At 71.2% G+C, this 25,132-nt stretch carries 24 protein-coding genes; 13 read left to right on the top strand and 11 right to left on the bottom strand.

Annotated elements, in window-relative coordinates:
- Positions 1 to 19: 19 nt before the first annotated feature.
- The 5 genes from ABZU74_RS02225 to ABZU74_RS02205 all read left to right on the top strand — a co-directional run bounded on the left by ABZU74_RS02225 (position 20) and on the right by ABZU74_RS02205 (position 3,475).
- Complete coding sequence (locus ABZU74_RS02225; RefSeq protein WP_355417365.1) at positions 20 to 784, top strand: hypothetical protein; 765 nt, start codon at positions 20 to 22, stop codon at positions 782 to 784.
- 72 nt (positions 785 to 856) lie between these two features.
- Positions 857 to 1,510, top strand: coding sequence for a hypothetical protein (locus ABZU74_RS02220; protein ID WP_355417362.1), 654 nt, complete (start codon positions 857 to 859; stop codon positions 1,508 to 1,510).
- An 11-nt stretch (positions 1,511 to 1,521) separates the two neighbouring features.
- A complete protein-coding gene (locus ABZU74_RS02215) occupies positions 1,522 to 2,331 on the top strand; it encodes an SDR family oxidoreductase (protein ID WP_355417359.1) in 810 nt (269 codons plus the stop codon).
- Positions 2,332 to 2,500: 169 nt separating this feature from the next.
- Positions 2,501 to 3,040, top strand: a complete 540-nt coding sequence (gene pyrE / locus ABZU74_RS02210) for an orotate phosphoribosyltransferase (RefSeq protein ID WP_354971955.1) — start codon at positions 2,501 to 2,503, stop codon at positions 3,038 to 3,040.
- A gap of 57 nt (positions 3,041 to 3,097) precedes the next feature.
- Positions 3,098 to 3,475 (top strand): metalloregulator ArsR/SmtB family transcription factor, encoded by a 378-nt coding sequence (locus ABZU74_RS02205; protein ID WP_030332125.1) that lies wholly within the window; start codon positions 3,098 to 3,100, stop codon positions 3,473 to 3,475.
- 166 nt (positions 3,476 to 3,641) lie between these two features.
- Here ABZU74_RS02205 and ABZU74_RS02200 read toward each other — a convergent pair whose 3' ends face one another.
- Together ABZU74_RS02200 and ABZU74_RS02195 are read right to left on the bottom strand one after the other, a co-directional pair.
- Positions 3,642 to 4,463: a DedA family protein gene (locus ABZU74_RS02200; protein ID WP_355417356.1), complete on the bottom strand. Its 822-nt coding sequence runs from the start codon at positions 4,461 to 4,463 to the stop codon at positions 3,642 to 3,644.
- Positions 4,464 to 4,621: 158 nt separating this feature from the next.
- Positions 4,622 to 6,199, bottom strand: a complete 1,578-nt coding sequence (locus ABZU74_RS02195; RefSeq protein ID WP_355417353.1) for an LPXTG cell wall anchor domain-containing protein — start codon at positions 6,197 to 6,199, stop codon at positions 4,622 to 4,624.
- A 181-nt stretch (positions 6,200 to 6,380) separates the two neighbouring features.
- Between ABZU74_RS02195 and ABZU74_RS02190 the strand changes: the two genes are divergently transcribed.
- Together ABZU74_RS02190 and ABZU74_RS02185 are read left to right on the top strand one after the other, a co-directional pair.
- On the top strand, positions 6,381 to 6,860 hold the full coding sequence (locus ABZU74_RS02190) for a SigE family RNA polymerase sigma factor (protein ID WP_196920494.1): 480 nt from the start codon (positions 6,381 to 6,383) through the stop codon (positions 6,858 to 6,860).
- Between the two features lie 2 nt (positions 6,861 to 6,862).
- The gene (locus ABZU74_RS02185; protein ID WP_355417350.1) at positions 6,863 to 7,924 is read left to right on the top strand and encodes an LCP family protein; all 1,062 of its coding nucleotides are present in this window, start codon (positions 6,863 to 6,865) and stop codon (positions 7,922 to 7,924) included.
- Between the two features lie 74 nt (positions 7,925 to 7,998).
- Here the strand turns inward: ABZU74_RS02185 and ABZU74_RS02180 are convergent, their stop codons facing one another.
- Both ABZU74_RS02180 and ABZU74_RS02175 read right to left on the bottom strand, forming a co-directional pair.
- Complete coding sequence (locus ABZU74_RS02180; protein WP_355417347.1) at positions 7,999 to 9,564, bottom strand: LPXTG cell wall anchor domain-containing protein; 1,566 nt, start codon at positions 9,562 to 9,564, stop codon at positions 7,999 to 8,001.
- 146 nt (positions 9,565 to 9,710) lie between these two features.
- Positions 9,711 to 9,923, bottom strand: coding sequence for a hypothetical protein (locus tag ABZU74_RS02175; protein ID WP_355417345.1), 213 nt, complete (start codon positions 9,921 to 9,923; stop codon positions 9,711 to 9,713).
- 124 nt (positions 9,924 to 10,047) lie between these two features.
- On the opposite strand from ABZU74_RS02175, the gene ABZU74_RS02170 reads away from it, so the two are divergent.
- Positions 10,048 to 10,431, top strand: a complete 384-nt coding sequence (locus tag ABZU74_RS02170; protein WP_355417342.1) for a phage holin family protein — start codon at positions 10,048 to 10,050, stop codon at positions 10,429 to 10,431.
- A 135-nt stretch (positions 10,432 to 10,566) separates the two neighbouring features.
- Positions 10,567 to 11,592 (top strand): class II fructose-bisphosphate aldolase, encoded by a 1,026-nt coding sequence (gene fbaA / locus ABZU74_RS02165; protein WP_112668513.1) that lies wholly within the window; start codon positions 10,567 to 10,569, stop codon positions 11,590 to 11,592.
- A 50-nt stretch (positions 11,593 to 11,642) separates the two neighbouring features.
- On the opposite strand, the gene ABZU74_RS02160 is transcribed toward fbaA, so the two are convergent.
- A complete protein-coding gene (locus ABZU74_RS02160) occupies positions 11,643 to 12,836 on the bottom strand; it encodes a hypothetical protein (protein ID WP_355417339.1) in 1,194 nt (397 codons plus the stop codon).
- Positions 12,837 to 13,086: 250 nt separating this feature from the next.
- Here ABZU74_RS02160 and ABZU74_RS02155 point away from each other — a divergent pair, with 250 nt between their 5' ends.
- Complete coding sequence (locus ABZU74_RS02155) at positions 13,087 to 13,515, top strand: DUF3151 domain-containing protein (RefSeq protein WP_355417336.1); 429 nt, start codon at positions 13,087 to 13,089, stop codon at positions 13,513 to 13,515.
- A 46-nt stretch (positions 13,516 to 13,561) separates the two neighbouring features.
- Here ABZU74_RS02155 and ABZU74_RS02150 read toward each other — a convergent pair whose 3' ends face one another.
- Together ABZU74_RS02150 and ABZU74_RS02145 are read right to left on the bottom strand one after the other, a co-directional pair.
- On the bottom strand, positions 13,562 to 15,469 hold the full coding sequence (locus ABZU74_RS02150) for a chromosome partitioning protein (protein WP_355418227.1): 1,908 nt from the start codon (positions 15,467 to 15,469) through the stop codon (positions 13,562 to 13,564).
- A 682-nt stretch (positions 15,470 to 16,151) separates the two neighbouring features.
- Complete coding sequence (locus ABZU74_RS02145) at positions 16,152 to 17,237, bottom strand: hypothetical protein (protein WP_355417333.1); 1,086 nt, start codon at positions 17,235 to 17,237, stop codon at positions 16,152 to 16,154.
- Positions 17,238 to 17,361: 124 nt separating this feature from the next.
- On the opposite strand from ABZU74_RS02145, the gene ABZU74_RS02140 reads away from it, so the two are divergent.
- Both ABZU74_RS02140 and purD read left to right on the top strand, forming a co-directional pair.
- Positions 17,362 to 18,651, top strand: coding sequence for an adenylosuccinate synthase (locus tag ABZU74_RS02140; RefSeq protein WP_355417330.1), 1,290 nt, complete (start codon positions 17,362 to 17,364; stop codon positions 18,649 to 18,651).
- A 129-nt stretch (positions 18,652 to 18,780) separates the two neighbouring features.
- The gene (purD, locus tag ABZU74_RS02135; protein WP_355417327.1) at positions 18,781 to 20,031 is read left to right on the top strand and encodes a phosphoribosylamine--glycine ligase; all 1,251 of its coding nucleotides are present in this window, start codon (positions 18,781 to 18,783) and stop codon (positions 20,029 to 20,031) included.
- 159 nt (positions 20,032 to 20,190) lie between these two features.
- Here the strand turns inward: purD and ABZU74_RS02130 are convergent, their stop codons facing one another.
- The 3 genes from ABZU74_RS02130 to ABZU74_RS02120 all read right to left on the bottom strand — a co-directional run bounded on the left by ABZU74_RS02130 (position 20,191) and on the right by ABZU74_RS02120 (position 23,617).
- Positions 20,191 to 21,753: an AMP-binding protein gene (locus tag ABZU74_RS02130; protein WP_355418225.1), complete on the bottom strand. Its 1,563-nt coding sequence runs from the start codon at positions 21,751 to 21,753 to the stop codon at positions 20,191 to 20,193.
- Between the two features lie 195 nt (positions 21,754 to 21,948).
- Positions 21,949 to 23,163: an acyl-CoA dehydrogenase family protein gene (locus ABZU74_RS02125; protein WP_355417324.1), complete on the bottom strand. Its 1,215-nt coding sequence runs from the start codon at positions 23,161 to 23,163 to the stop codon at positions 21,949 to 21,951.
- A 1-nt stretch (position 23,164) separates the two neighbouring features.
- On the bottom strand, positions 23,165 to 23,617 hold the full coding sequence (locus ABZU74_RS02120) for an SCP2 sterol-binding domain-containing protein (protein ID WP_355417321.1): 453 nt from the start codon (positions 23,615 to 23,617) through the stop codon (positions 23,165 to 23,167).
- Positions 23,618 to 23,685: 68 nt separating this feature from the next.
- Between ABZU74_RS02120 and ABZU74_RS02115 the strand changes: the two genes are divergently transcribed.
- Positions 23,686 to 24,324: a TetR/AcrR family transcriptional regulator gene (locus ABZU74_RS02115; RefSeq protein WP_355417318.1), complete on the top strand. Its 639-nt coding sequence runs from the start codon at positions 23,686 to 23,688 to the stop codon at positions 24,322 to 24,324.
- Positions 24,325 to 24,326: 2 nt separating this feature from the next.
- On the opposite strand, the gene ABZU74_RS02110 is transcribed toward ABZU74_RS02115, so the two are convergent.
- Positions 24,327 to 24,974: a VTT domain-containing protein gene (locus ABZU74_RS02110; RefSeq protein ID WP_355418223.1), complete on the bottom strand. Its 648-nt coding sequence runs from the start codon at positions 24,972 to 24,974 to the stop codon at positions 24,327 to 24,329.
- Positions 24,975 to 25,132: the final 158 nt, after the last annotated feature.

Genomic DNA, 25,132 nt, shown 5'->3' with positions numbered 1-25,132 from the left:
ATCTTAGGGAAGGAGAATCGTGGTCGATTCCCAGAGCACGCCGGCCCGCCAGCGGCCATCCATTGTGTCGATTTCCAGTTACCTGCTCTTCCTGTTCCTGGCGCTCCAGGTGATCAGTGTGATCATCACGCTCAGCACCTTCGGCAAGACGCGGGACGCGCTCCGTGACGCGTACGCCGGCAGCTCCACCGACGGCGACCAGGTCGCGGACGTCTTCGCCGTCATCGGCATCGGTGGCGCCGTCGTCCTGCTGCTGCTCGCGGTCGTGCTGGGCGTGCTGGCCCTCTTCAACAACCAGGGCCGCAACGGCGCCCGGATCACCACCTGGATCGTCGGCGGCATCATGGTCTGCTGCGTTGGCGGTGGCCTGCTCAGCAACGCGGCCGGCGGTTTGAACACCGGCGGCGGTGCCAGCGGCGACGGGCCGAGCCCCGAGGAGATCCAGCGCCGCCTGGAGGAGGCCCTGCCCTCCTGGGTTACCCCGGTCAGCCTCCTGCTCGGCGTCCTCAGCCTGATCGCGCTGGTCGCGGCGCTGGTCCTGCTGGCGCTGCCGAAGGCGAACCCGTTCTTCCGGAAGCCCACCGCGGCCTGGGAGCCGCCGACCCCGGGCGCCAGCTACCCGGGCAACCCGCAGGTGCCCGGTCAGCCGGGCTACCCCCAGGCATCCGGTGAGCCGGGCTATCCGTCGAGTGGGGAGCCGAGCTACCCGCCGCCACCCGGGAACCGACCGGACGACACGCCGCCCACGGACCGGCCCGGGTCGACCCCGCCGTCAACGAACTGACGGCTCGATAAGCACGACGCCGACGATCCCTCCGAGTAGGTTGCAACCCGACGCCTACCGGAGGGATTCGTCGTGTCGTACCCGGAATCGGCACCGGCCCGCCGGCCCGCAGCCGTCCTGTCGGCCGCGACAGTGCTGTTGGTGATGGCGGTCGGCGCGCTCGCGTACGCCGTGGTCGACCTGGTGGTGCTGGGCGGAACGGTCGACGCGTTCCGCTCCGCCGCCCGCGACACCGCCGCGAGCCCGGAGCAGATCAACGACGTGGTGACTCTGCTCCGCGCGTCCGCGGTGCTGTCGGCGGTGGTGGCGGCGCTCTCCGCGCCGCTGCTCGCCGGTCTCGCCATCGGACTGCTGGCCGGCCGCAACGGCGTCCGGGTGGCGACCTGGGTGGTCAGCGGGCTCGGCCTGTTCGGCGGCTGTTGCAGCGTCGCGGTGGTTGTCGGCGAACGGGCCGCGCCACTGCAACTAAGCTCTGGCGAGCAGGCTCTTGCCGAGTTGCTGGGCCTGATCGGCGATGCGTACCCGTCCTGGTGGATCCCGCTCAACGCCGGGCTTTCCGTCGCCCAGGGGCTCGGTTACCTTGTAGTAGCTACGCTGCTGGCGCTGCCGGCGGCGAACAGCTGGTTCGGCCGCCACCGCTCGACACCAACCGCACCGCCCATCTTCACGCCCGCCCCGCACCAGCCCCCGTCGGCGCCGCCCGCGCCCCCGTACCCGCCCAGGTGAGGACCGCCCCCGTGACGCCCGATCCCACGACTGCCGAGCGCCGAGCCCTGATCACCGGGGCCACCGCCGGCATCGGCGCGGCGTTCACCCGGCGGCTGGCCGCCGACGGCTGGCACCTGGTGCTCGTCGCCCGCGACGCGGCGCGGTTGACCGAGCTGGCCACCGAGCTGGGTTCCGCGTACGGGCGCGAGGTGGAGACGATTCCGGCGGATCTGTCCACCGACGACGGCTGTGCCGCTGTGGAGCAGCGGCTCGCCGACGGCAGTCCGGTTCACCTGCTGGTCAACAATGCGGGGATCAGCCTGAACAAACCGTTCTTGCGCTCCACGGCGGAGGACGAGGCACGACTGTTGCGGCTCAACGTGCACGCGGTCATGCGGCTGACCCTGGCGGCGCTCCGACCGATGACCGAACGGCGAAATGGGGCAGTGATAAATGTCTCTTCGGTCGCCGGTTTCGGTACGGCGATGCCCGGATCGACGTACTCCGCCAGCAAGGCCTGGGTCACCAACTTCAGTGAGTCCGTCGGCCAGTCGGCGCGGCCGTTCGGCGTTCAGGTGATGGCCCTCTGCCCCGGCTACACCCGCACGGAATTCCACCAGCGAGCCGGCATCAACATGTCAAAGACGCCGGAGTGGCTCTGGCTGCGGGCCGAGGATGTGGTGGACGAAGCCCTGCGTGACCTGCGCAAAGGCAAGATGGTCAGCATCCCGGCGTGGAAGTACAAGGTGGTCGTCGCCGGCATGCGGCACGCGCCGCGACGGCTGCTCCAGGCGGTCGCGCGGGACACCCGCGGCCGGATCGGTCGCGACGAGCGCTGAGCTTCGGTCGACCCGTCGCCCCCTGGCGAGTGGCCGGACGGCGTTGGCGCGCCGCTGTTGGGTCAGTCGCTGAGCGTAGTCGAACATCGCCAGTCATCGGTTCCCCCCGGGGCTGATCAGGGTGGACCCCGCACACGGCGTTCAGAGTTGCGCAGTAACCTCTATCGCCATGGGGGACCACGACGACCTGCGTAAATTCATTACCGACCTGGCTGTGGTCCACGGGCGGGTCGTGCTCTCGTCGGGGCGCGAGGCAGACTGGTACGTGGATCTGCGGCGCGTCACGCTCCATCACCAGGCCGCTCCTCTGGTCGGCCGGGTGTTGCTGGACCTCACCGCCGACTGGGAGTTCGACGCCGTCGGGGGCCTCACCCTGGGAGCGGACCCTGTCGCGCTCTCGATGCTGCACGCCGCCGCTCCGACCGGCCGGGCCCTGGACGCCTTTGTGGTGCGCAAGGCGGGCAAGGCCCATGGTCTTCAGCGGCGGATCGAGGGACCGGAGGTGGCTGGCCGCCGAGTGTTGGCGGTGGAGGACACATCCACGACGGGCGGAAGTGTTTTGACCGCTGTCGAGGCGCTTCGCGAGGCCGGGGCGGAAGTCGTGGGCGTGGTGGTTATTGTTGATCGAGGCGCCGGCGACGCGGTGCGAGCCGCCGGATTGCCGTACCGGGCGGCCTATACGTTGGCTGACCTCGGCCTTGTGGCGTAAAAGTCTGCCGATTCGGATCTGCTGATATGCAGGCGGATCGATGCTGCTGGTGGAAGGATGGAATACGTGGGAACTGCGTTGGCCGAAATGACTATGCCTCAGATCTCGCCGCTAAACGGCGAGCCGATCGAACGTGCCGATGCCGAGCGTCTCGCCGGGGTCCTCAAGGCCCTTGCTGATCCTGCTCGGTTGCGGCTGCTCAGCCTGATCCAGTCGGCCCCCGAGGGCGAGGCGTGCGTCTGTGACCTGACGGCGCCGCTCGGCCTCTCTCAGCCGACGGTCAGTCATCACCTGCGTATCCTCACCGAGGCCGGCTTGTTGCAGCGGGAGAAGCGCGGTGTCTGGGCGTACTACAGCCTGGTCCCGAGTGCGATCGCGACGATCGCCGACCTGCTGACCCCGCCGCGTAAGCGAGCCACCAAGAAGGCCCGCTGACGTAGGCACTACACGCCGTCCCGAGCCGGGACGGCGTCCGGTGGCGAGCCAGGGGTGGCGTCACCGGTGGTTGACACCTGCTCGTCCCCGGTCGCACCACCGGAGGCCGGGTTCGACATGCTGACGGCCGACCCCCGCACCAGGGGGCCGGCCGTCGTCGTACCTCTCAACGGTCTTGGCCGTGCTCCGGGTGCTGACGGCCGTGCTGGTGCCGGTCGTGGTCGAACGTCTCGCGGGCGGCCTCCACAGCGCCGGCGGCACTGGCCGCAGCGACCACCGCGACCGCCTCGCCGCGCTTACGAGCCCGCCGGTCGCGCAGGAACTCGAAGAAGATCGGCAGCACCGAGATCAGAATGATCAGGGCCACCACCGGCAGGATGTAGTGGTCGATCTTGTCGCCGATGGCCTGGTAGATCTGCTCGGCCAGCAGGTAGCCGATCAGCAGGATGCCGTCCACCCAGAGCACCGCGCCGACGATGTTCCAGAGCAGGAACTTCCTGGCCGGCATGCCGAGCGCGCCCGCGACCGGGTTGAGGAACGTCCGGACGATCGGAATGAAGCGCGCCAACACGACGGCCTTCGCCGGGCCGAACTTCTGGAAGTAGTACTCGGCCTTCTCGACGTACTCCTTCTTGAAGAGCCGGGAGTTCGGCCGCTCGAACATCGGCCGGCCGTACCGCGCGCCGAGCCAGTGCCCCAGCTGAGCTCCGGCGATCGCGCAGATCGGGCCACCGATCAGCAGGCCGGCGAGGGAGAGGCGGGTGCCGTCGCCGAAGATCGCGTCCGCGACCGGTGACGAGGCGACCCCGGCGAGGAACAGCAGCGAGTCACCGGGGAAGAAGAACCCCACCAGCAGGCCGGTCTCGGCGAAGAGGATCACCCACACGCCGATCAGCCCGAAGGTCTGCAACAGATCCTTGGGATCGAGCGGGTTCAGGGCGACGCTCTCCAGGAGAGCGCGGGTCTTCTCAGCTGTGTCCACGGCCACAAAGGGTACCGAAGCCCAAGGCCCCGGCCGCGCCGGACCGGCCCGTCACCACCCGCCCGCGCCGTGGGGTCCAACGACAGCGTTCCGGCGTCGTGGGGTCCAACGACGGGTGCCCCGCCGACCGTGGTGGTCGACGGGGCACCGATGGTGCGGGTGGGTCAGGCGACGAAGCGGGTCCGGCGGCGCTTGGCCACCAGGTAGCCGCCGACGCCCGCGGCGAGCAGCAGCGCGCCGAGGCCGGCGATCAGGCCGGTGGACTGACCGGTGATCGGCAGCGAGCCGCCGTCACCGTCGCCACCGCCGCTGCCGCCGTTTCCGCCGCCGTTCACCAGGATCTGCGCTGTGTCGTTGGCTGGGTTCAGGTCCTTGATTTCGGTCTCCTCGTACCCGGTGCGCAGCTTGACCTCACCGGCCTGCTCGCCGGCCTGGTCGATCCGCACCTGGAACTCGTAGTCGACCTTCTCGCCCTTTTTGATCGAGCCGTCCACGAAGCACTGGTAGACCCGGGCGCCGGGCTTGCCCGGCTCCCACTCGTCGTCCTCGGAGTCGAAGCAGTTCTCCGGAGCGCGGACGGCGGTGACGCCCTTCGGCAGCGTGACGGTGGTGCCGATCCAGGGCGACCCGCTGCCACCGGTGTTGACGGCCGCCGGCCCGTTGTTGACGTAACCGACAGTGAGCCCGATGGTGGCGCCGACGTCACCGGTCACCGTCGCGCCGCGCGCTGCCACATCGGCCCGCTGGTCGCCGGTCACCTGAAGGTCGACCCAGGTCGAGTTGTCCAACGGGTTGACGTCGGTCTGCGGGGAGCGCAGGTTCGCGACCGGCTCGAGCTTCAGCTCACCCTCGGTGCCGTTCGGCCCGAGCTTGGCCGGGAGCTCGGCCAGGGACCGGTACTCGTCCCAGTCGGCGGGCGTGAACCAGGTGGAAAACCCGCCGAAGGTGTTCGGTGCCCAGCTGTCGGCGGGCACTGTGAACCCGAAGCTGTCGTCGAGGCGGAAGCTGGCGCTCTTGCCGATGGTGGCGTCCAAGCGGCAGGCGAACGCGAAGTCGTGCAGCGGGCCCTCGGTGTACTCGCAGTTCTCGTAGCGCTTCGACGGCTGAAGACCATCCGCGCCGACGACGTAGAGAACGGCGTTCTTCGCGGGCACCTCGCCCCGGTTCGTCACCTGGAACGGGGCCTTCAGCGTGGCACCGGGCGCGCCCTTGAGCTCCAGGGACTCGTTGGTGGCGAGGTCGACGCCCTCGCCGATCTCGACTGTCGAGCTGTAGGAGACGGATCCGGACTTGCCGTCCGTTGTGATCGTGTAGCTCAGCTCGCCCTTCTGATCGGGCTTGGCGTCGGCCTTCGCGCGAACGAAGAGGGAGACGAGGCTCAGGTACGTGCCGTCGTCGTCCTGGTCCTCGACCTTGCACGTCAGGATCGCACCGGACTCGGTGCAGTTCTCCCCGCTGTCCTCGACCTCGGCGAAACCGTCGACCTTGCTCCGGTCCACCTTGACCGTGTAGTCGCCGGGCTGCCGCTCCGTGGTGAGTGAGAAGAGGGTGACCCACTTCTCGATGCCGCCGGGCGCGACGATCACGTTGTTGGCGTACAGGTCGAGATTCTCTGCCAGTGCGGCCGGTGCGGCCGGTGCCGCGGAGGCGGGGGTGGCGGAGGCGGGGGTGGCGGAGGCGGCGACGAACGCGCCTGCGACGCCCAGACCGGCGAGCCACCGCCGGGTGGAGTGGGTGAGCATGAGGGGGATTCCTCCAGTTGGGGGATCAGGTGGAGCCTGCGGATCTTAAGGAACCGTTAAGGCTGGCTGCAGCCCGCGAAGCCACCCGCGGAGCAAGACCAACCAAAAGGTTGATCAGAGTCACCGCAATGTTCGGTGGGTCCGCTCCCGTCATCTGTGGCAGGAGCCCCCGGGAGGTGCAGTGACGTACGAGGAGTTCGCGGACACGCGGCTGGCCCCGCTACTGCGGTACGCGGTGATGCTGACCGGCGAACCGCACCAGGCTCAGGATCTGGTCCAGGAGACCATGGTCCGGGTCCAGCTCAACTGGCGTCGGGTCGCCCGCGCGGACTCGCCCGAGCGTTACGTACGCCGGATGCTCACCAACCAGTACGTCGACTGGCGGCGCGGCTCGTGGGTCCGCCGGGTGCTGTTGCGCGGGGAACCCGACGCGTCGGTGCCGATGCCCACCGACCATGCCCAGTCCGCCGTGGACCGGGATCAGATCTGGTCCTGGCTGTCCCGCCTGCCGCGTCGGCAGCGGGCCGCGCTGGTGCTGCGCTACTACGAAGACCTGCCCGACGTCGAGATCGCCGACATTCTCGGCTGTGCCGTCGGGACCGTCCGTTCGTCCATCTCCCGGGCCCTGGCCACGCTCCGGGCCGAGTACGTGGAGGCGTGAACATGATCGAGGATGACCTGCGTGCCGCGTTCGCCCGGCACGAACCGTTGACCCCGTCGACCGGCCCGCTGCGGGTCGCGATCGACCGGATCGCCACCACCCGTCGTCGCCGCCGGCAGCGGTTCCAGGCCGCTGGTGTCACGCTGGCCCTGCTCGGCGCGCTCGGAGTCGGGGTGCCGCAACTGCGCCCCGATCGACCGGCGGAGGGCCCGTTGTTGTTCGGTCAACCGGCTGGCGCGCAGTCCGGGGCGTTGAACGTCCTGCTGCTCGGGGTGGACGGCTCCGGCGAGGAACCGCCGTACCGGTTGGCGGACTCCGTCCTGCTGGTGCACATCCCGGCCGACCGGAGCCGGCCGTACCTCATCTCGTTGCCGCGCGACCTGGAGGTGTCGATCCCCGGCCGGGGGATCGACAAGCTCAACAGCGCCTTCTTCACCGGTGCCGGTGAGCCTCGGCCCGACCTGGACGCCGGCTACGACCTGACCCGCCGGGTGGTCGCCGACCTGACCGGGGTACGCGTCGACGCTGGCGCGGTGCTGACCTTCGCGGGGCTGCGCCGGATCACCGAGGCTGTCGACGGGGTGGAGGTGTGCCTGCCCAAGGAGGTCAAGTCCTGGCACACCCGCCGGACCTTCCCGGCCGGCTGTCAGCGGCTCGACGGAGCTGCCTCCGTCGACCTGCTGCGGCAACGGCGGCACCTGCCCGATGGCGCGTTCGACCGGGACCGGAACGCCCAGCGCTATGTCGCCGGGTTGGTCCGGCGGGTGGTCGCGCAGGACGTGCTGACCAATCCGGTCCGGCTCGCCGCGCTGCTGTCGGCCCCCGGCAAGGGTCTGGTGGTCGACGACGACGGCCTGCCGTTGACCAGGCTGGTGGCGGTGTTACCGGAGCTCAAGAGCGTCGACCCGGTGGGGCTCAGCCTTCCGGTCGGCCCCCCGGTGGACGACGCTTCGCGGCTGCCGCTGGACCCGGAGCAGGGCCGGGCGTTCCTCGCCGCGCTGCGCGAGGATCGGTTGGCGCAGTGGGTGGCGCAGCACCCGGAGCAGGTAAATCCCGTCCGCTGACGAACCAGGGGATCACGACGACGCCCCGCCTGCCCGGTACGGGCTGGCGGGGCGTCGGTCGGAGCGGGCCGGGGTCAGGCCACGGAGCGGGGGCTTCGGCGTCGGGCCAGCAGGCAGCTCGCCACACCGGCGACGAGCAGCAGGGCCCCGATGCCGGCGATCAGGGTGGTGGGAGCACCGGTGATGGGAAGCGAGCCGCCACCGCCGCCGCCATCACCGTCGTCGTCACCTTGGCCACCGCCACTCTGGGCCGCGTTGACCACGATGGTGGCCTTGTCGTTTGCCGGTTTGATGTCGTCGCGGAAGCTGCCGCCGGCCGGGCACTCGCACGGTGCGTTGACCAGCACCGCACCCCGGGCGTTGGGAATGACCTTGTCGATGCGCAGCCGGAACGTCATCGGGTAGCTCTGCCCGGCCACCAGGAGCATCTCCGAGGCGCACTGGTACGTGCGAGTGCCCTGCCGCAACTGGCAACTGTCGGGGATCGCGACGGCGGTGGTGCCCGGTGGCAGTTCGACGACGGTGTGGGTGGCGGCCTCGTAGTCCGCGTTCGTTCGGTCGAGCGTCGCCGGGCCGTTGTTCCGGAAGCCGACGGTCGCCGTGACGACGGTGCCGGCCGTGCCCTTGAGCGTGGCCCCGATCGCCGCGAGGTCGGTGCCGTTGGTGCCGGTGGCCTTGATGGTCCACCCGGTGTAGTCGTTGCCCGGGGCGACGTCGGTCTGGTCGGCCTTCCGCATCCTGCCGGGTGCCTCGGTCATCGTCAGTTTCGGACCGCTGCCGGGGGTGGCCGCCTGGGCGCCGACGGCTGCCCGTACCCGGGTCAGGTCCTCGAAGTCGGCAGTGGTCATGAACTGGGCGTAGCCGGACTGGTTGGTCGGCGCGTAGGTGTCCTTGGCAAGTTCGAGGTTCAGCGTGGCGACGAGCCCGGTGCCCACCGGGATGTCGTCGTCGAACTGGCAGGAGAGCAGGTGGTCGTCGGCGTAGCGGCAGTTGCTGAAGCGGTCCTTGGTGCGGATCGAGTAGCTGAGATCGAAGACCGCGACGAAACCGTTGACGACCTTGTCGCCGGCGTTGGCCACTGCCAGCGGCACAGTGAACTTTCCACCCGGCTTCGCGGAGAGGGTGGTGAACGGGCCGCCGGCCAGGTCGACCCCCTCGCCGACCCGGACGTGCGAGGTGTAGTTGCCGCGCCGCCCACCGGCCGCCTCGAAGCTGACGGCGATGTCCCCGGAGTCGCCGAGCTGCGCGTCTTCGGTGAGGCCGAGGCGCACCTGCTTGGTCACGTTGCGGTAGGTCCCGCTGCCGATCGGGGGCATTTCGTGAAGGACGACGTCGTCGGGCTCCTCGCAGACGAGAACGCCCGGCTCCGGGTCGGTGCACTTCTGGCCGTCCGCGGGGACCACGGTGACCTTGGTGGCCAGGGAGCGGTAGTCGTATCGCACGGAGACGTCGGTGAGGACCGTCGGCTCGTCGGCGTACAGGAACAGGGCACGGGTGGTCGGCGTCGCGCCGACGGCCAGTGTGGCGTCCTGGAAGTAGGGCTCGATCGTGGCCGCGGCGACGGCGGGGGTCGCGGAGGCGGCGACCAGCGCGCCTGCGGCGCCGAGGCCGGTCAGCCAGCGGAGCGATTGCTTGAGCATGGGGTCCTCCCGTGGGGGTACAGGTGGCGCCCGTCCAACCTAGGGAGACGCCGGCTCCTCCGGTAACCCCTACGGATCGATATCTGTCCAATGACCCGAACGGCTGAACACCTCTGTCGCAACGGGCAGCCGACCCGGCGGCGGGATCAGCGGTAGTCGTCCTCGTCCCCGGTGACCACCCGGGCCTGCTCCATCGCGTCCCAGTCGTCGACCTCCAGGCCACGGTGCGGCTCACTGTCGACGTCGGTGGGGCCCGCGACAGTGGCCTGCTCGACCGCGTCCGCCGGGTCCGCCTCGGGGTCGCGTTCGTTGGGCGTGAGGTGGTCGCCGGGGGTGAAGTCCTCGTCGGGCTGACCCATCGTCCCTCCCGGGGGTCTCGGGGCACGGTTCCCACCCACCGTACGGGCTGAGCGGGCGCGCCGCCCGGAAGCGGAGTAGGCGGAATCAGCCCTCGGCGACGCGACCCGATGCCAGGATGGGGCCGTGGGCTTCCTCATCAGGCTGGCGATCACCGCGGTCGCGTTGTGGATAACCACGCTGATCGTGCCCGGGGTGGACGTGCACGGCCGCTCGGGTGGCAACACCGTGCTCACCCTGATCGTGGTGGCGCTGATCTTCGGCGTGATCAACGCGGTGCTCAAACCGGTGATCCGGGTCGTCGGTTGCGTGTTCTACCTGCTGACCCTGGGCCTGTTCGCGCTGGTGGTCAACGCGTTGCTGTTCCTGCTCACCGACCGGATCGCTCGTGGGCTCGACCTGCCGTTCCAGGTGGACGGATTCTGGCCGGCGTTCTGGGGAGCCATCGTGATGACCGTGGTGACCTGGTTGATCAGCGTGATCGTGCCGGACAACCGGGACCGCCGGTGAACGGCTAGCACCCGGGTCGGTTGTTCCGGCGCACCTCACCTACGGGATACTTCCGGCGGAGGACAGCGCGGTCCGGCGCACAAATGAAGAACAGCGGCCAGCACGGCCGAGAGTGGTAAGTAAGGAGCGCATCACATGCCCATCGCTTCCCCCGAGGCTTACGCGGAGATGCTGGACCGCGCCAAGGCTGGCCGGTACGCGTACCCCGCGATCAACGTGACCTCCTCCCAGACGCTGAACGCGGCGCTCAAGGGCTTCGCCGACGCGGAGAGCGACGGCATCATCCAGGTCTCCACCGGTGGCGCCGAATACCTGTCCGGCCCGTCGATCAAGGACATGGTCACCGGCGCCGTGGCGTTCGCCGCGTACGCGCACGAGGTGGCCAAGAAGTACTCGGTGAACATCGCGCTGCACACCGACCACTGCCCGAAGGACAAGCTGGACGGGTTCGTGCGTCCGCTGATGGGCATCTCGCAGGAGCGGGTGAAGCGCGGCGAGGAGCCGCTCTACCAGTCGCACATGTGGGACGGCTCGGCCGTGCCGGTCGCGGAGAACCTGCAGATCGCCGCGCAGCTGCTCGACGAGGCCGCCAAGGCCAAGATCGTCCTTGAGATCGAGGTCGGCGTCGTCGGTGGCGAGGAGGACGGCGTCGAGAACGCCATCAACGACAAGCTCTACACCACCACCGATGACGGCCTGGCCATGGTCGAGGCGCTCGGCCTCGGCGAGAAGGGCCGCTACATGGCGGCGCTGACCTTCGGCAACGTGCACGGCGTCTACAAGCCGGGCAACGTCAAGCTGCGCCCGGAGATCCTCAAGCAGATCCAGGACGCCGTCGGCGCCAAGTACGGCAAGGACAAGCCGCTCAGCCTGGTCTTCCACGGCGGCTCGGGCTCCCTGCTGAGCGAGATCCGTGAGGCTCTGGACTACGGCGTGGTGAAGATGAACATCGACACCGACACCCAGTACGCCTTCACCCGCCCCGTCGCGGACCACATGCTCCGCAACTACGACGGCGTGCTGAAGATTGACGGCGAGGTCGGCAACAAGAAGCAGTACGACCCGCGCGCCTGGGGCAAGGCCGCCGAGGCCGGCCTGGCCGCCCGGGTCGTCGAGGCATGCGAGCACCTGCGCTCGACCGGCACCACGATGACCAAGTAACGACGTCCCACCGACGGCCGGCTCCCCTCTCGGGGCGCCGGCCGTCGTCGTCAGCTCGTCAGCAGGCGTACGGCCTCGCGAACGTCGTCGGTGAGGTGGATCGTCGACGACAGGTCACCGAACGGCGACGCGGCCAGCAGCGGACGCAACAGCGCCTCCACCGGCAGCTCCTGCGTCCAGTAGGCACGGTCCAGGAAGATGTACGCCCCGCTGGCCCCGTCGGTGCCGTAGTAGGTCTTGGTGGCCGCCTGGAACACCTCCTGCACAGTGCCCGCCCGCCCCGGCGCGAAGACGATGCCGCCCCGGGCGAGCCGCAGGATGGTGTCCTCCCGGATCGCGTTCGAGAAGTACTTCGCGATCCGCCCGGCGAACAGGTTCGCCGGCTCGTGCCCGTACAGCCAGGTCGGAATGGCCAGGCCACCCGCACGAGCCCAACCCAGATCGTCGCCACGTTGCCGGGGCACCCCCGCGTACCGCTGCCGGACCGTCAGCGCCGTGGCCGTGTACCGGTGGTGGTCGGTGAAGTCGGGGGCGGTGGCCAGCAGATCGATCGCCGCCGTCACATCCGTCGCCGGCCGGTCCGCCAGGTAGGCGCCGAGATTCGCGGCCTCCATCACCCCGGGGCCGCCGCCGGTCACCACCAGCCGGTCGGCCCGCGCCAGTTCCCAACCCAGCACAGCCGCCATCCGGTACGCGGGACTGCCGCGCCGCACCGCGTGCCCGCCCATGATGCCCACCACCGACTGCGACCCGTACGCGGCCAGCCAGACCCGGGTGGCGTCGGCCAGCGCGTTGTCCACGCCGTGGTCGTGCAGTCGCTGACCCAGAGCCTCCTTGACGTCCGGCAGCGCGCCGCCGTGCGCCCGGTAGTGGTCGTACACCCGGGTGTCGTACATCCCGGTGAACCCGCCCTCGGCGAACCCGGCGGCCAGGTCGTCCGGGGTGTAGAGGTGCGTCGGCTGGGTCGGGTACGGCAGACCCGAGAACGGCGGCACCACGTTCGCGCCCCGCCGGACCAGGTCGGCGCCCACGTCCCGGGACGCGAACCGGCAACCGACGAAGAGGGTGCCGGTGACGTCGACGCCGGTCAGGTCGGGCACCGGCGCGAGGTCGAGCCGCAGGCCCTGCACTGTCAGCCCGCTCAGCCGACCGGCGGCCAGCTGTTGATCGAGCTCGGCCCGGGTCTGGATCTCACCGGCGTGCAGGTGCGGCTCGATGACGTCCGCGGGAGGTGGAGTCGGCACCCGGCCATCCTGCCCGTCCGCCGGGGCCGGCCAAACCTCGGGCCCGGGGGTGGCACCGACAGAAGCCCGGTGGTCGTGGCCACCGGGCTCCTGCATAACCGGTTCCTGGGGAGGCTCCGGACTATTAGTTGTAGTGGAAAACACCAGGCAGCGGCATAGGCCGCAGGCGTGACCAACTCCTCAGCCGTTCAGCGGAACACGTCGGCCGACCCGCTCGCGTGTCGCCCTGTCCAGCGGGTTGAATGGGGCGATGCAGAACCTTTTGCCAGAGCCACCGGCCACCCGCCTGCCCGTGAACGACGAGGCCGACGCCGCCCTGGCCGCCGCCGCAGAGGCCGGCACCGACGAGGCGTACGCCAAGGTGGCGGCCGGCTTCCCGACCTACAGTGCCGCCTGGGCGGAGCTTGCGGCGCGGGCGTTCGCGCAGGGCCAGGTGGTGACGGCGTACGCGTACGCCCGCACCGGCTACCACCGGGGCCTCGACCAGCTGCGCCGCAGTGGGTGGAAGGGGCACGGCCCGGTGCCGTGGTCGCACGAGCCCAACCGGGGCTTCCTCCGCTGCCTGTACGTGCTGTCCCGCGCCGCCGACGAGATCGGCGAGGCCGACGAGGCGGCCCGCTGTGCCCAGTTCCTGCGCGACTGCGACCCGGAAGCGGCGGACGCGCTGGCGAGCAACTGACCCCGCCCCCGACGGCCGGCCCGACACCGGGCCGGCCGTCGGCGGGTTACAGCCCTTCGGCGACCGCGGCGGCGATCTTCAGCCAGGCGTCCCGGGTGGCCGAGGAGAGGCCGCCGTACCGGATCGGCTCGCCACTGTCGATGAGCCGCTCGTACGGCGCCAGCAGCACCGCCCGGGTGCGGGCCGCGAAGTGCTCCTGGATGGCCGGCAGGTCGATTTCCTTGCGGGACGGCGGCATCGACACCACCGTCACGGCCTGCCGGACCAGCCGTTGCCGGCCGCTCTGCTCCAGGTGGTCGAGCATCCGGGCGGCGGTCTCGGCCGAGTCGTTACGGGCCGACATGGTGACCACCAACTGGTCGGTGGCGTCCATCGACGCCTGCCAGTTCTGCGCCCGGACGTTGTTGCCGGTGTCCACGAAGATCAACTTGTAGAACCGGCTGACCACCTCGCGGATCTCGGCGAACGCGGCGGCGGTCAACATCTCGCCACCGGTGGCCGACTCGTCCGAGGCCAGGACGTCGAACATCCCCTCGCCCTGCGAACGGACGTACTGCGACAGGTCGCCGACCCGCCCGTGCGCGCCCTGGAACTGCCCGAGGTCACGCAGCATGTCCCGCACCGTGCGGGAGTGGAAGTCCTGCTGGGCGCGCATCCCGAGGGTGCCCTGGGTCTCGTTGTTGTCCCAGGCCAGCACGTAGCCACCGCGCTTCTGACCGAACGTCATGGCGAGCAGCAGGATGGCCACCGTCTTACCGGCGCCGCCCTTCGGGTTGACCACCGTCACCTGCCGCAGACCGCCGAAGTTGCGGCGCACCATCTCGATGTCCCGCTTGAGCTCCTGCTCGTGCCGCCCCGGTGAGAGCCGGACCAGGCCGATCTTGTTTACCACCGCGCGGACACCCATCGTCGCCACCGGGTCGGCGGGTCGAACCTGGCGGCGTCGGGCGAAGTCCTCGGCGGTCGGCGCGGCGGTGGCGTCCGGTGTCCAACTCGCATCCGGGTACGCGGGCGCGTCCGGATACGCGGGGGCCGGCACCCGGGTCACCCCGTCGGCCTCCTGGTACGGCTGCCCCGGTGTGCCGCCGGGCGAACCCTGCTGCCAGGGCGGCGGGTACCAACCCGGCGAGGGCGGAAACGGCCCCGGCGGCGGAGTCGCCGCCGACCCAGCCTGCGGTATGGGAGGGGCGAGCGGTGGGGGGCTGAACTGCGTCAGGTCGGGCGGCGGCGGGATCTGCGCCGGACCGGCCTGGCCGGGGATGGCCGGGGTGAACGGCTGCCCGGGGTGTGCCTGCGCCGGACCGGCGTGCGGGACGACCGGCGGCGGCGGGATCGGAGGCGTCGCGCCGGCCTCGTCCGGAGCGGGCGTGGCCGCTCCAGCCGGACGCTGCGGCGGGTAAGCCCACGGCGATTCGGGAATCGGCCGCGCCGGCCCGTCGGTGGATCCGTCTTCACCGGGCCCACCAGATTGCGGTGCTGCTCCGCCGGGCTGGGGTGCTGGTCCGCTGGCCTGCGACGCTGGTCCGCCGGGTTGCGGCGCGGTCCCGCCGGGCTGCGCTGCTGGTCCGTCGGCCTGCGATGTGGTCCGGCCGGGCTGTGGTGCTGGCCCATCAGGCTGTGGTGCGGGTCTGCCAGCTTGCGATGTCGGCCCACCAGCCTGCTGCGCCGGCTCGCCCCGCTGCGGTGCCGGACCGGCCACCGCAGGGCCTGCGGCCGAGGGGTCTGCCGGAGCGGGGCCGGCGGCCGTCGCGCTGTCGGTGGCGCTCGGGCCGGCGGCGGACACGGTGCCGGCTGGGATGGGCCGGTCGGTGGCTGCGGCCCGGTCGGGGGTGGTCGCGGCCGTGCTGGGGCGGTCGGTGGGTGCCGCTGCGGTGGGGCGGTCGGCGGCGGTGGGGTGGTCCAGGGTGAACGGCAGATTCAGGTCGACGCCGCCCGGGGCGATCGGCGGTGCGATCGGGCCCCGGTCGCCGGGCTGTGCCTGCTCCGCCCCGCCGACCAGGCTGGCCGCGTCGGCACCGGCCGCGTCGCTAGTGACGGGCCGGCCGTCCCTCGGCGCGGAGGTGGTGGTCGGTGTCCCAGCGGCAACTGGCCCGCCGTTGCTTCCAGGGCCGGTAACCGGCGGCGTCGGCTGACCACCGGTCCCTGGCGGAACGGGCGTTGGTGACCCGGCAGCCGGATCGGCCGGTGGTGGCCAACTCGGCTGCGCCGGCGCCCAACCCGACCCGGTGCCGGACGGGCCGCTGGCCCCCCAACCCCCGGGCGCCGGGACGGCACCGGTGAGCGACGGGTAGTCCGACGGCGAGGGCGGCGACAGGGCCGCAGCGCCGGGCTGGCCGGGAACCGGCGGTCGCCCGATCGGCGGCGCGGCCACCGGTGGCGTGACCGGCGAGGTCACCGGCGACGGCCCACCCCGCTGCTCGGCGACCGCAGCCCAGGGCGGCACCGCGCCCCGGTCGCCCGGATCTGGTGGCCAGAGTGGTTCGACGTCCCGCTCCGGCACCGGCTGCTGGCCGGGCACCTGCGCCCGGTCGGCGTTCTCGTCCATTACGGCCCTCCCCAGTCCTCCTGCGAGGATAGGCCCAATCGCCCAGCAGGGCCGATCGCGCAGGCAGGTCGGCCGGTCCGTGCGGTCGAGGTCAGATCGACCAGACCGCCCAGGCGCCCGGCTCGATCCACCAGGAACGCTTGCGGGTCAACTCGCCCTCGACACCGTCGTCGAGGTACGGCACCTTGCCCTCCCTGGGCAGCACCGACACCGCCCGCCCGCGGGCCCGCCGAACCTCGAGACGTACCCGCTTGCGCCCCCACGACGAGCGGACGACCACCGGCACGGCCACCGCGACCTCGACCTGGCCGTCGGCCGGGTCCGGCGCGGTCAACAGCGTCACGTCGTCGAGCGTCGCGTACCCGCCGGCGTTGCCGACCGCGCAGGCCAGCAGCGGTTCCGCGCCGTCGGTGAGAATGGTGTCGTCGACCTCCACCCGGGCGCGCCAGTGCAACGGCCGGCCGGCGTCGTCGGCCGCGCCGAGGAGCGCGCCGTCCAGGGTCACCGAGCCGCCGTCGTTGCGCAGCAGGTCCAGCCGGCGGGGCGTGCCGTCCAGCACCGCGGTGGCCACCGCCGCCGGGTCGCGGGGCAACCCGAGCTGCGCGGCCAGGTCCCGGTGGGGGCCCCCACGGGCCGGGTCGAGCGGGAGTACGGCCACCGGCGGCAGGTCGGGCAGGGTCCGGTTGCCGGGCAGATCGGCCGGGCGCTTGCTCGGCGCCGGGGCGTACCGCTTGACCAGCCGGCGCAGCACGGCGCGCAACTGCCCGTCGCTGGCCGTGGCGACGACCAGCCGGATCTTGCTGTCCGGGTCCGGCCAGGTGAGGCCGTCCGGGCGGGGCGGGCCGTCGAGCCGGGCCAACACCGCGTCGATCTCTGCGTCGGAGCGGGCGGTGACCGTCTCCACCCGGGCACCCCGGGCGGTCAGCGCGTCGGCGCAGGCCAGCACCGGCACCCGTGGCCGCTCCGTCGCGCACTGATCGCCGTCGGTCTGGCCGGTGCTGGCCTTGCCTGCGCTGGCCTGGCTGCTGGCCTGGTCGGTGTCGGTCTGGCCGGTGTCGGTCTGGCTCGTCGGAGCGGTGTCGGCCCCGGTCGCGCCGCCGCAGCAGGCCCCGCCGCTGCCACAGCCCCCGGGAGCGTCCCGCTCCGAACCGAGGGTGAGCAGCACCACGTCGTACACGGAAGGAACCTCCTGCCTCTCGACGCGACCCCTGCCGGCCACGCCGTCACTACTTGTTAACCTGACACCCCGGGCTCGCCGAACGGTCGCCACCTGGCACCCGAGCCTTCTGGAGGCGGAAAAGATGCCAGCGATCGTGCTCCTCGGCGCTCAGTGGGGCGACGAGGGCAAGGGCAAGGTTACCGACCTGCTGGGTGAGCGGGTCGACTACGTCGTGCGCTACTCCGGCGGCAACAACGCCGGGCACACGGTGATCACCCCGGACGGCCAGAAATATGCGCTGCACCTGATGCCGTCCGGCGCGCTCTCACCGAACGCGATGATCGTCATCGGCAACGGTGTGGTGGTCGATCCGAAGGTGCTGCTTGCCGAGATCGACGGTCTGGCGGAGCGCGGCGTCGACGTGTCCCGGCTGCGGATCTCCGGTGACGCGCACCTGATCATGCCGCACCACCGGGCGCTGGACCGGGTCATCGAGCGCTACCTCGGCTCGTCCCGGATCGGCACCACCGGCCGGGGCATCGGCCCGGCGTACGGCGACAAGGTCGCCCGGATCGGCATCCGCCTGCAGGACCTGCTCGACCCGGGCATCCTGCGCAAGAAGCTGGAACTCGCGCTGCGCGAGAAGAACCAGATCCTGTTCAAGGTCTACAACCGCAAGGCGATCGACGTCGAGGCGACAGTCGAGGAGTACCTGGCGTACGCGGAGCGGCTCAAGCCGTACATCGCGGAGACCCGGGTGATGCTCTGGGACGCCCTGGACCGGGGCGAGACGGTGCTGCTGGAAGGCGCCCAGGCCACCATGCTCGACATGGACCACGGCACCTACCCCTTCGTGACCTCGTCCAACCCGACCGCCGGTGGCGCCTGCGTGGGCGCGGGCATCCCGCCGACCGCGATCAACAAGGTCATCGCGGTGAGCAAGGCGTACACCACCCGGGTCGGTGCCGGACCGTTCCCGACCGAGTTGTTCGACGCCAACGGTGACCACCTGCGCAAGATCGGCGCGGAGTACGGCACCACCACCGGGCGCGAGCGCCGGTGCGGGTGGTTCGACGCGGTCGTCGCCCGGTACGCCTGCCGCCTCAACGGTGTCACCGACCTGGTCATCACCAAGCTGGACGTGCTCACCGGCCTGCCCAAGGTGCCGATCTGCGTCGGCTACGAGATCAACGGTGTCCGGGTCGACGACATGCCGATGAGCCAGACGGACTTCCACCACGCCAAGCCTGTCTTCGAGGAGCTCGACGGCTGGTGGGAGGACATCACCAAGGCCCGCACCATCGACGACCTCCCGGAGAACGCCCGCCGCTACATCACCCGGGTTGAGGAACTCTGCAACACGAGGGTGAGTGTCGTAGGCGTAGGCCCAGGCCGAGAAGAAAACGTTCACCTCCACCCCCTCCTCCCCTAACCCCAACCCCCTTCCTGCCGCCCTGGTGGTCAAGAGGTTTGCGTCAGGATCCCGCCTCAAACTGACGCAAACCTCTTGATCAACGATGGTCGACGGGAGAGCCCGAGGGGGGACAGTAGGATCTCGGGCGTGCGGGTTCTTTTGGTGGGTGGTGGTGGGCGGGAGCATGCTCTCGCGCTGGGGTTGGCGGGCGATCCGGGGGTTTCGGCGCTGATAGCTGCGCCTGGTAATCCGGGGATCGCCTCGGTTGCCGAGTTGCGGGCCGTCACCGCGACCGACCCGGCCGCTGTCGCCGCGCTGGCCGTGGAGACCGCCGCTGACCTGGTGGTGGTCGGGCCCGAGGCGCCGTTGGTCGCCGGGGTCGCCGACGCGGTACGTGCCAAGGGCATCGCCGTGTTCGGTCCATCCGGCGCGGCCGCTCAGTTGGAGGGCTCCAAGGCGTTCGCCAAGGACGTGATGACCGCCGCCGGCGTGCCGACCGCCCGGGCGTACGTGTGCACGGACGAGGAGAGCACCGCTCGGGCGCTGGACGAGTTCGGCGCGCCGTACGTGGTGAAGGACGACGGGCTCGCCGCCGGCAAGGGCGTGGTGGTGACCGGGGACCGGTCCGCCGCGTTGGCGCACGCCAGCGAGTGTGGCCGGGTGGTGGTTGAGGAGTTCCTCGACGGTCCGGAGGTCAGCCTCTTCGTGGTCACCGACGGCGAGTCGGCGCTGCCGTTGGTGCCGGCTCAGGACTTCAAGCGGCTCGGCGACGGCGACACCGGGCCGAACACCGGCGGCATGGGGGCGTACGCGCCGCTGGCCTGGGCCCCGTCCGGCCTGGTCGACGACGTGATGCGTGATGTGGTCCACCCGACGCTCGCGGAGATGCGTCGCCGGGGCACCCCGTTCGCCGGCCTGCTCTACGTCGGGCTCGCGATCACCTCCGCCGGCCCTCGGGTGATCGAGTTCAACGCGCGCTTCGGCGACCCGGAGACCCAGGTGGTGCTCGCGTTGTTGGAGACCCCGCTGGGTGGGCTGCTGCACGCGGCGGCCACCGGCACGTTGGCCGAGCACCCGCCGCTGCGGTGGCGGGACGGCAGCGCCGTGACAGTGGTGCTCGCCTCCGCGGGTTATCCGGCCGCGCCGCGCACCGGCGACGTGATCACCGGCGCGGACCGTCCGGGCATCATCCACGCGGGCACCGCCCGCCGGGCCAGCGACGGCGCGTTGCTCTCCGCCGGCGGCCGGGTCCTTTGCGGTACGGCCACCGGCGTCGACCTGGCCGCCGCGCGGGACGCCGCGTACGCGCTGGTGGACGGGGTGGAGCTGGCCGGCTCGCAGCACCGCACCGACATCGCCGCCGCCGCGATCGAGGATCGGATCACGATTCCCCGCTGAACCCGGGCAACCCCGGCCCGCCCCACCTCCGTTCGCTCGGTGAGGCGAGGGTACGGCGGTCCGGCCGGCCGGGCTGCCCACGAGGCGCTGCTGACCTCGCAGGAGTTCGTCGAGCTGACGCGGACGCGCCGGGCCTGACCGTCTACCCCTGAACGGCGGTCAGCCGTAGTAGCGGCGCAGTTCGCGGGCGAGCACCTTGCCGGTGGCGTTGCGGGGCAGGTACTTCACGAAGATCACGTCCCGGGGGACGCTGAACCGGGCCAGGAAGTGCCGGACGTATTCGCGTACCGCCTCGGGGTCGAGCGTCTCGCCGGGGTGCAGGGCGAGGAACGCGGACAGGCGCTGGCCGTACTCGGGGTCGGGCACGCCGATCACGGCCGCCTCGCGGACCTGCGGCAGTTGCGCGAGGAGGTCCTCCACCTCGGACGGGAAGACGTTCTCGCCACCGGAGACGATCATGTCGTCGGCCCGGCCGTCGACGAAGAGCAGCCCGTCGGCGTTGAGTCGGCCGAGGTCGCCGGTGTCGAGCAGGCCGTCGTAAGTTTCCCGGTTGGCGCCGGAGGTGTAGCCCTCGAAGAGCATCTCGTTGCCAACGAAGATCCGTCCGACCCGTCCGTCCGGTACGGGCTGGCCGTCGTCGTCGAGCAGCTCCAGCCGGGTGCCGTGCGGCGGACGGCCAGCGGTGGTGGGTGCCTGGCGCAGGTCCTGCGGGCCGGCGATGGAGGCCCAGGAGACCTCGGTGGACCCGTAGAGGTTGTAGAGGACGTCTCCGTAGACGTCCATGAACTTGGGGGCCAGGCCGCCGGGCAGCGCGGAGCCGCTGACGGCGACAACCTTGAGCGGGGGGCGCGGGTCGGGCGGGGGCACCTCCAGCAGGCGCTGCACCATCACCGGTACGGCGAAGAGCGCGTCGCACCGGTGCGCGGTCAGGGCGGTGAGGGTGGCGGTCGGGTCGAAGCGGCGGTGCAGCACGATTGTGGCCCGCAGTGCCAGGCAGACCTGGAGTGCGGCGAATCCCCAGGTGTGGAAGATCGGCGCGGCGATCATCACCCGGTCCCGGGAGTGCAGGGGGATCCGGTCGATGATGGACACCAGCGGGCCGAAGCCGCTGGGGGTCGGCCGGCGAGCGCCCTTTGGCGTACCGGTGGTGCCGGAGGTGAGCACGATGATCCGGCCGTCGCGCTCCGGCGGGTGCAGGTCGCCCGGCAACGCCCCGGCCACCAGTTCCTCGCGGGCGCGTTCGTCGAGCCGGGGCAGGTCGGCGGGGAGGCCGAGGACCCGTTCGGCGAACTCGTCGTCGTGCACCAGCAGCCGCAGCCGCTGTTCCTCGGCGACGGTGCCCAGCTGGGCGGCGCTGAGCCCGGTGTTGACCAGCACCGCGTCGACGCCGAGCAGGGTGGCGGCGACGATCGTCTCGATCAGCCCGTGGTGGTTGCGGCAGAGCACGCCGATCCGGTCGCCGGCTTGTACGCCGAGCCCGGCCCGCATCGAGCGGGCCATCCGTTCGGCCCGGTCGAGCAGGTCGTGGTAGGTCAGTTCGACGCCGTCCTCGTCGATGACGGCGGGGCGGCCCGGGTCCCGGGCGGCTGCTTGGCGTAGCTCGCCTGCCAGGCTCCACCCCCAGGTCCGCAACGCGTTGAGCTGCGAGGCGACCCGGATCGGGCTGCCGGGGGTGAGTAGCCCGCGACGGGTCAGCGTGGTGACGATGAACGGCAGGTCCATGCCGCAGACCTCCTCGGGGTGGTGCGCGGACGGGGCGACCGACTCCCCGCCCATCAGGGCTTCTTGCCTTGATCATGCACTGGGCGCGGCTGGAGGCCCAGGTGGCGTCGGCGTGGGGTGACGAAGACGGCACAGATCGTGGAATCCGGCCCGCCGTCGGCCCGACCCGTGGAGATGGGGCCGGGCCGACGGCGGTCAGCGGATCTGCGTCCCGGAGATCGCCCGGGAGATGACCAGTCGTTGGATCTCAGAGGTGCCCTCGAAGATGGTGTAGATCTTGGCGTCCCGGTACCAGCGCTCGACCGGGTGGTCGCGCAGGAAGCCGGCCCCGCCGAGCAGTTGCACTGCCTTCTCGGTGACCGACACCGCCACCTCGCCGGCCTTGAGTTTGGACATCGACCCTTCGCCGGCGGTGAACGGGCGGTTGTTGCGGCCCATCCACGAGGCCCGCCAGACCAGCAGCCGCGCGGCGTCGATCTCCATCCGCATGTCGGCCAGCGCGAACGCGACCGCCTGGTTCTCGATGATCGGGCGTCCGAACTGGACCCGGTCCTTCGCGTAGTCCAGGGCGTACTCGTAGGCGGCCCGGGCCACGCCGAGCGCCTGGGCGCCGACGGTGGGTCGGGACAGCTCGAAGGTGCGCATCGCGGCCTGCCCGGTGGCCCGCTTGCCGGAGCGGGCCCGGTCCAGGCGGTCCAGCAGGGCGTCCCGTCCGCCGAGCAGGCAGCGGCCGGGTACGCGTACCCCGTCGAGGAAGACGTCGGCGGTGTGGGACGCGCGAAGGCCGAGTTTGCGCAGCTTGCGGGTGGCGGCGAGGCCGGGGGTGCCCGGCGGTACGACGAATGCCGCCTGACCGCGGGAGCCGAGCGCCGGGTCGACGGAGGCGGTGACCACGTGCACTCCGGCGATTCCGCCGTTTGTGGCGTACGCCTTCTGGCCGGTGAGCACCCACTCGTCGGTGGCCTCGTCGTAGACGGCCCGGGTGCGCATCGCGCCGACGTCGGAGCCGGCTTCGGGTTCGCTGGTGCAGAAGGCGGCGACGGCCGGCGAGTCGACGTCGCCGAAGCACTGTGGCACCCACTCGACCATCTGGTCGGGGGTGCCGGCGCCGTAGATGGCGGCGACGGCGAGCGAGGTGCCGAAGATGCTCAGGCCGATGCCAGCGTCACCCCAGAAGAGTTCTTCGCTGGCGATTGGCAGGGAGAGGCCGGTCGGGTCGGCCCAGCAGGTGGCGAGGAACTCGAAGCCGTAGAGGCCGACCTTGGCGGCTTCCTGGATCACCGGCCACGGGGTGTCCTCGCGCTCGTCCCACTCGGCGGCGGCTGGGCGCACGACCTCGGCGGCGAAGCCGTGCACCCAGTCGCGTAGATCCCGCTGTTCCTCGTTCAGGTCGAGCGAGAACTCAGCCATGTCAGGCCTTGGGGATGTCGAACAGGTTGGCGATGTTGGCGGCGAGGCCGAGGTCGCCCTTCGCCTTCAGCTTGCCGGTCATGAACATCATCACCGGGTTGGCGCCACCGGAGACGATCTTCAGGAACTCGACCGGACCCATGGTGAGGCTCAGCTTCGGGTCGTGCTGCGGGCTCTCGTTGACGACGCAGGTGCCGTCGGCGATGACCACCTCGTAGGTGTCGCTGCCGCCGTCGGGGCGACCGGTGATGATCCAGTGGATGACCGCGTTCGTGGAACCGGCCCGGTCCGCGCGGAACAGCGACGGCATCCGGCCGAACACCTCGCCCAGGACCTTGTCGCGCAGGTCGCCGGACATCACCTGGGCGATCTTGTCGTCCGGCGTGGACTTGACCAGCTGGGCGAACTCCTTGGGGCCCACGTTGGCGAAGGTGGCCGGGTCGAAGTCAGTCATCAGGTGCGCCTTCCGGAAGAATTGGCTACTCGCGCGTAACCCTACGCACGAGTAGGTATGCTCGCAAGGTGTCCACCGTCCCCGCCTTCAAGCGCCTGCCACGCGCCGTCCGCGAGCAGCAGATGCTCGACGCGGCCGTCAAGGTCTTCTCCCGGCGCGGCTTCCACGCCGCCAGCATGGACGAGATCGCGGAGGACGCCGGGATCTCCAAGCCCATGGTGTACGCGTACCTCGGCACCAAGGAGGAGCTCTTCGTCGCCTGCCTGCACCGGGAGGGCACCCGGATGATGCAGGCAATCGCCGGGGCGGCGGCCCCCGACCTGCCGGCCGACGAGCGGCTCTGGCGCGGGCTGAAGGCGTTCTTCGGCTTCGTGGGCGCCTATCGGGACGGCTGGGCGGTGCTCTACCGGCAGGCCCGGGGTGAGCAGCCGTTCGCCGGCGAGCTGGCCACCATGCGGGCCCGGCTGGTCGAGGTGGTCGCCGGGATGCTCGACCACGCGCTGCGCGCCGAGGGCCGCGAGATCGCCGCCCTCGACCTGGAGGTCGTCGCGTACGCCCTGGTCGGCGCGACCGAGTCGCTGGCCGACTGGCTCGCGGACCACCCGGACGCCGACCCCGAGAAGACGGCCACCCGGATGATGAACGTGGCCTGGCTCGGTGCCGCCCAACTCCTGCACGGCGTCACCTGGTGTCCGCCGGCTGACTGACCTCACCCCACCGACGTCCGGTCCACCGGCTCAGCCGTCGGCGTCGGCGCGGCGGACCGGCGGCGGTTGCGGAGCCAGCGGACCACCTCGACGACAACCGTCACGGTCAGGGCGAGGCCCAGGCCGAGCAGGAGACCACGCAGCGGGTCCTGCTCGAAGGCCAGCCCGCCGAGGTAGCCGACCAGCGCCGAGTAGAGCCCCCAGGAGCTGGCGGCCAGCGCGTCGAAGGCCAGGAACCGTCGTCGGGGATAACGCACCGCGCCCATGGTGAGGGTGACAGCGGTCCGGCCGCCCGGAATGTAGCGGGCCACGGTGAGGATCAGACCGCCCCGGGTGGCGATCCCCCGACGGGCCCTTTCGATGGCGGCTCGGCGTCTCCCGTCGGGCGGCAGCCGGTCGAGCAGCCGGGTGCCGCCGCCCCGCCCGATGGCGTACGAGACGTGGTCACCAACCAGCGCCCCGGCGGCGGCCACCACGATCACCGCCGGCAGGTATGGCGCTCCGGAGGCCGCGAACACCCCCGCGGTGATCACCGCCGTCTCGCTCGGCACCACCGGGAAGAAACCGTCGAGCACCGCGATCGCGAAGATCGCCAGGTACACCCAGGGCGAGGACATCGTGTCGTGCAGCAGGTCGAGCAGATCCATGATCCTGATGCTCGTGTGGGCGGCGGCCTCTGCCATCGGCCAGTGGTCAGCTGGACGCCACTACTTAGGTAGCGTCCGGCCCGGACTGCGGCTCGGGGTCATCCCCCACCTCACCCGGGTACGGCGGTGAGCGGCAGCCCGGTCCGTCCGCCGAGCCCTAG

This window comes from Micromonospora sp. NPDC005171, assembly GCF_040608575.1.
In the GTDB taxonomy this organism is placed as follows: Bacteria; Actinomycetota; Actinomycetes; order Mycobacteriales; family Micromonosporaceae; genus Micromonospora.
The sequence above is the reverse complement of the archived record's forward strand: the minus strand, read 5'-3'. Positions and strand labels throughout refer to the sequence as shown.

Bases quoted from the DNA above. Each gene is read 5' to 3' on its own strand.
- pyrE (WP_354971955.1), top strand. From the start codon at position 2,501: ATGGGGGACCACGACGACCTGCGTAAATTCATTACCGACCTGGCTGTG.
- ABZU74_RS02205 (WP_030332125.1), top strand. From the start codon at position 3,098: ATGGAATACGTGGGAACTGCGTTGGCCGAAATGACTATGCCTCAGATC.
- ABZU74_RS02195 (WP_355417353.1), bottom strand. From the start codon at position 6,199: ATGCTCACCCACTCCACCCGGCGGTGGCTCGCCGGTCTGGGCGTCGCA.
- ABZU74_RS02185 (WP_355417350.1), top strand. From the start codon at position 6,863: ATGATCGAGGATGACCTGCGTGCCGCGTTCGCCCGGCACGAACCGTTG.
- ABZU74_RS02180 (WP_355417347.1), bottom strand. From the start codon at position 9,564: ATGCTCAAGCAATCGCTCCGCTGGCTGACCGGCCTCGGCGCCGCAGGC.
- ABZU74_RS02175 (WP_355417345.1), bottom strand. From the start codon at position 9,923: ATGGGTCAGCCCGACGAGGACTTCACCCCCGGCGACCACCTCACGCCC.
- fbaA (WP_112668513.1), top strand. From the start codon at position 10,567: ATGCCCATCGCTTCCCCCGAGGCTTACGCGGAGATGCTGGACCGCGCC.
- ABZU74_RS02155 (WP_355417336.1), top strand. From the start codon at position 13,087: ATGCAGAACCTTTTGCCAGAGCCACCGGCCACCCGCCTGCCCGTGAAC.
- ABZU74_RS02140 (WP_355417330.1), top strand. From the start codon at position 17,362: ATGCCAGCGATCGTGCTCCTCGGCGCTCAGTGGGGCGACGAGGGCAAG.
- ABZU74_RS02130 (WP_355418225.1), bottom strand. From the start codon at position 21,753: ATGGACCTGCCGTTCATCGTCACCACGCTGACCCGTCGCGGGCTACTC.
- ABZU74_RS02125 (WP_355417324.1), bottom strand. From the start codon at position 23,163: ATGGCTGAGTTCTCGCTCGACCTGAACGAGGAACAGCGGGATCTACGC.
- ABZU74_RS02120 (WP_355417321.1), bottom strand. From the start codon at position 23,617: ATGACTGACTTCGACCCGGCCACCTTCGCCAACGTGGGCCCCAAGGAG.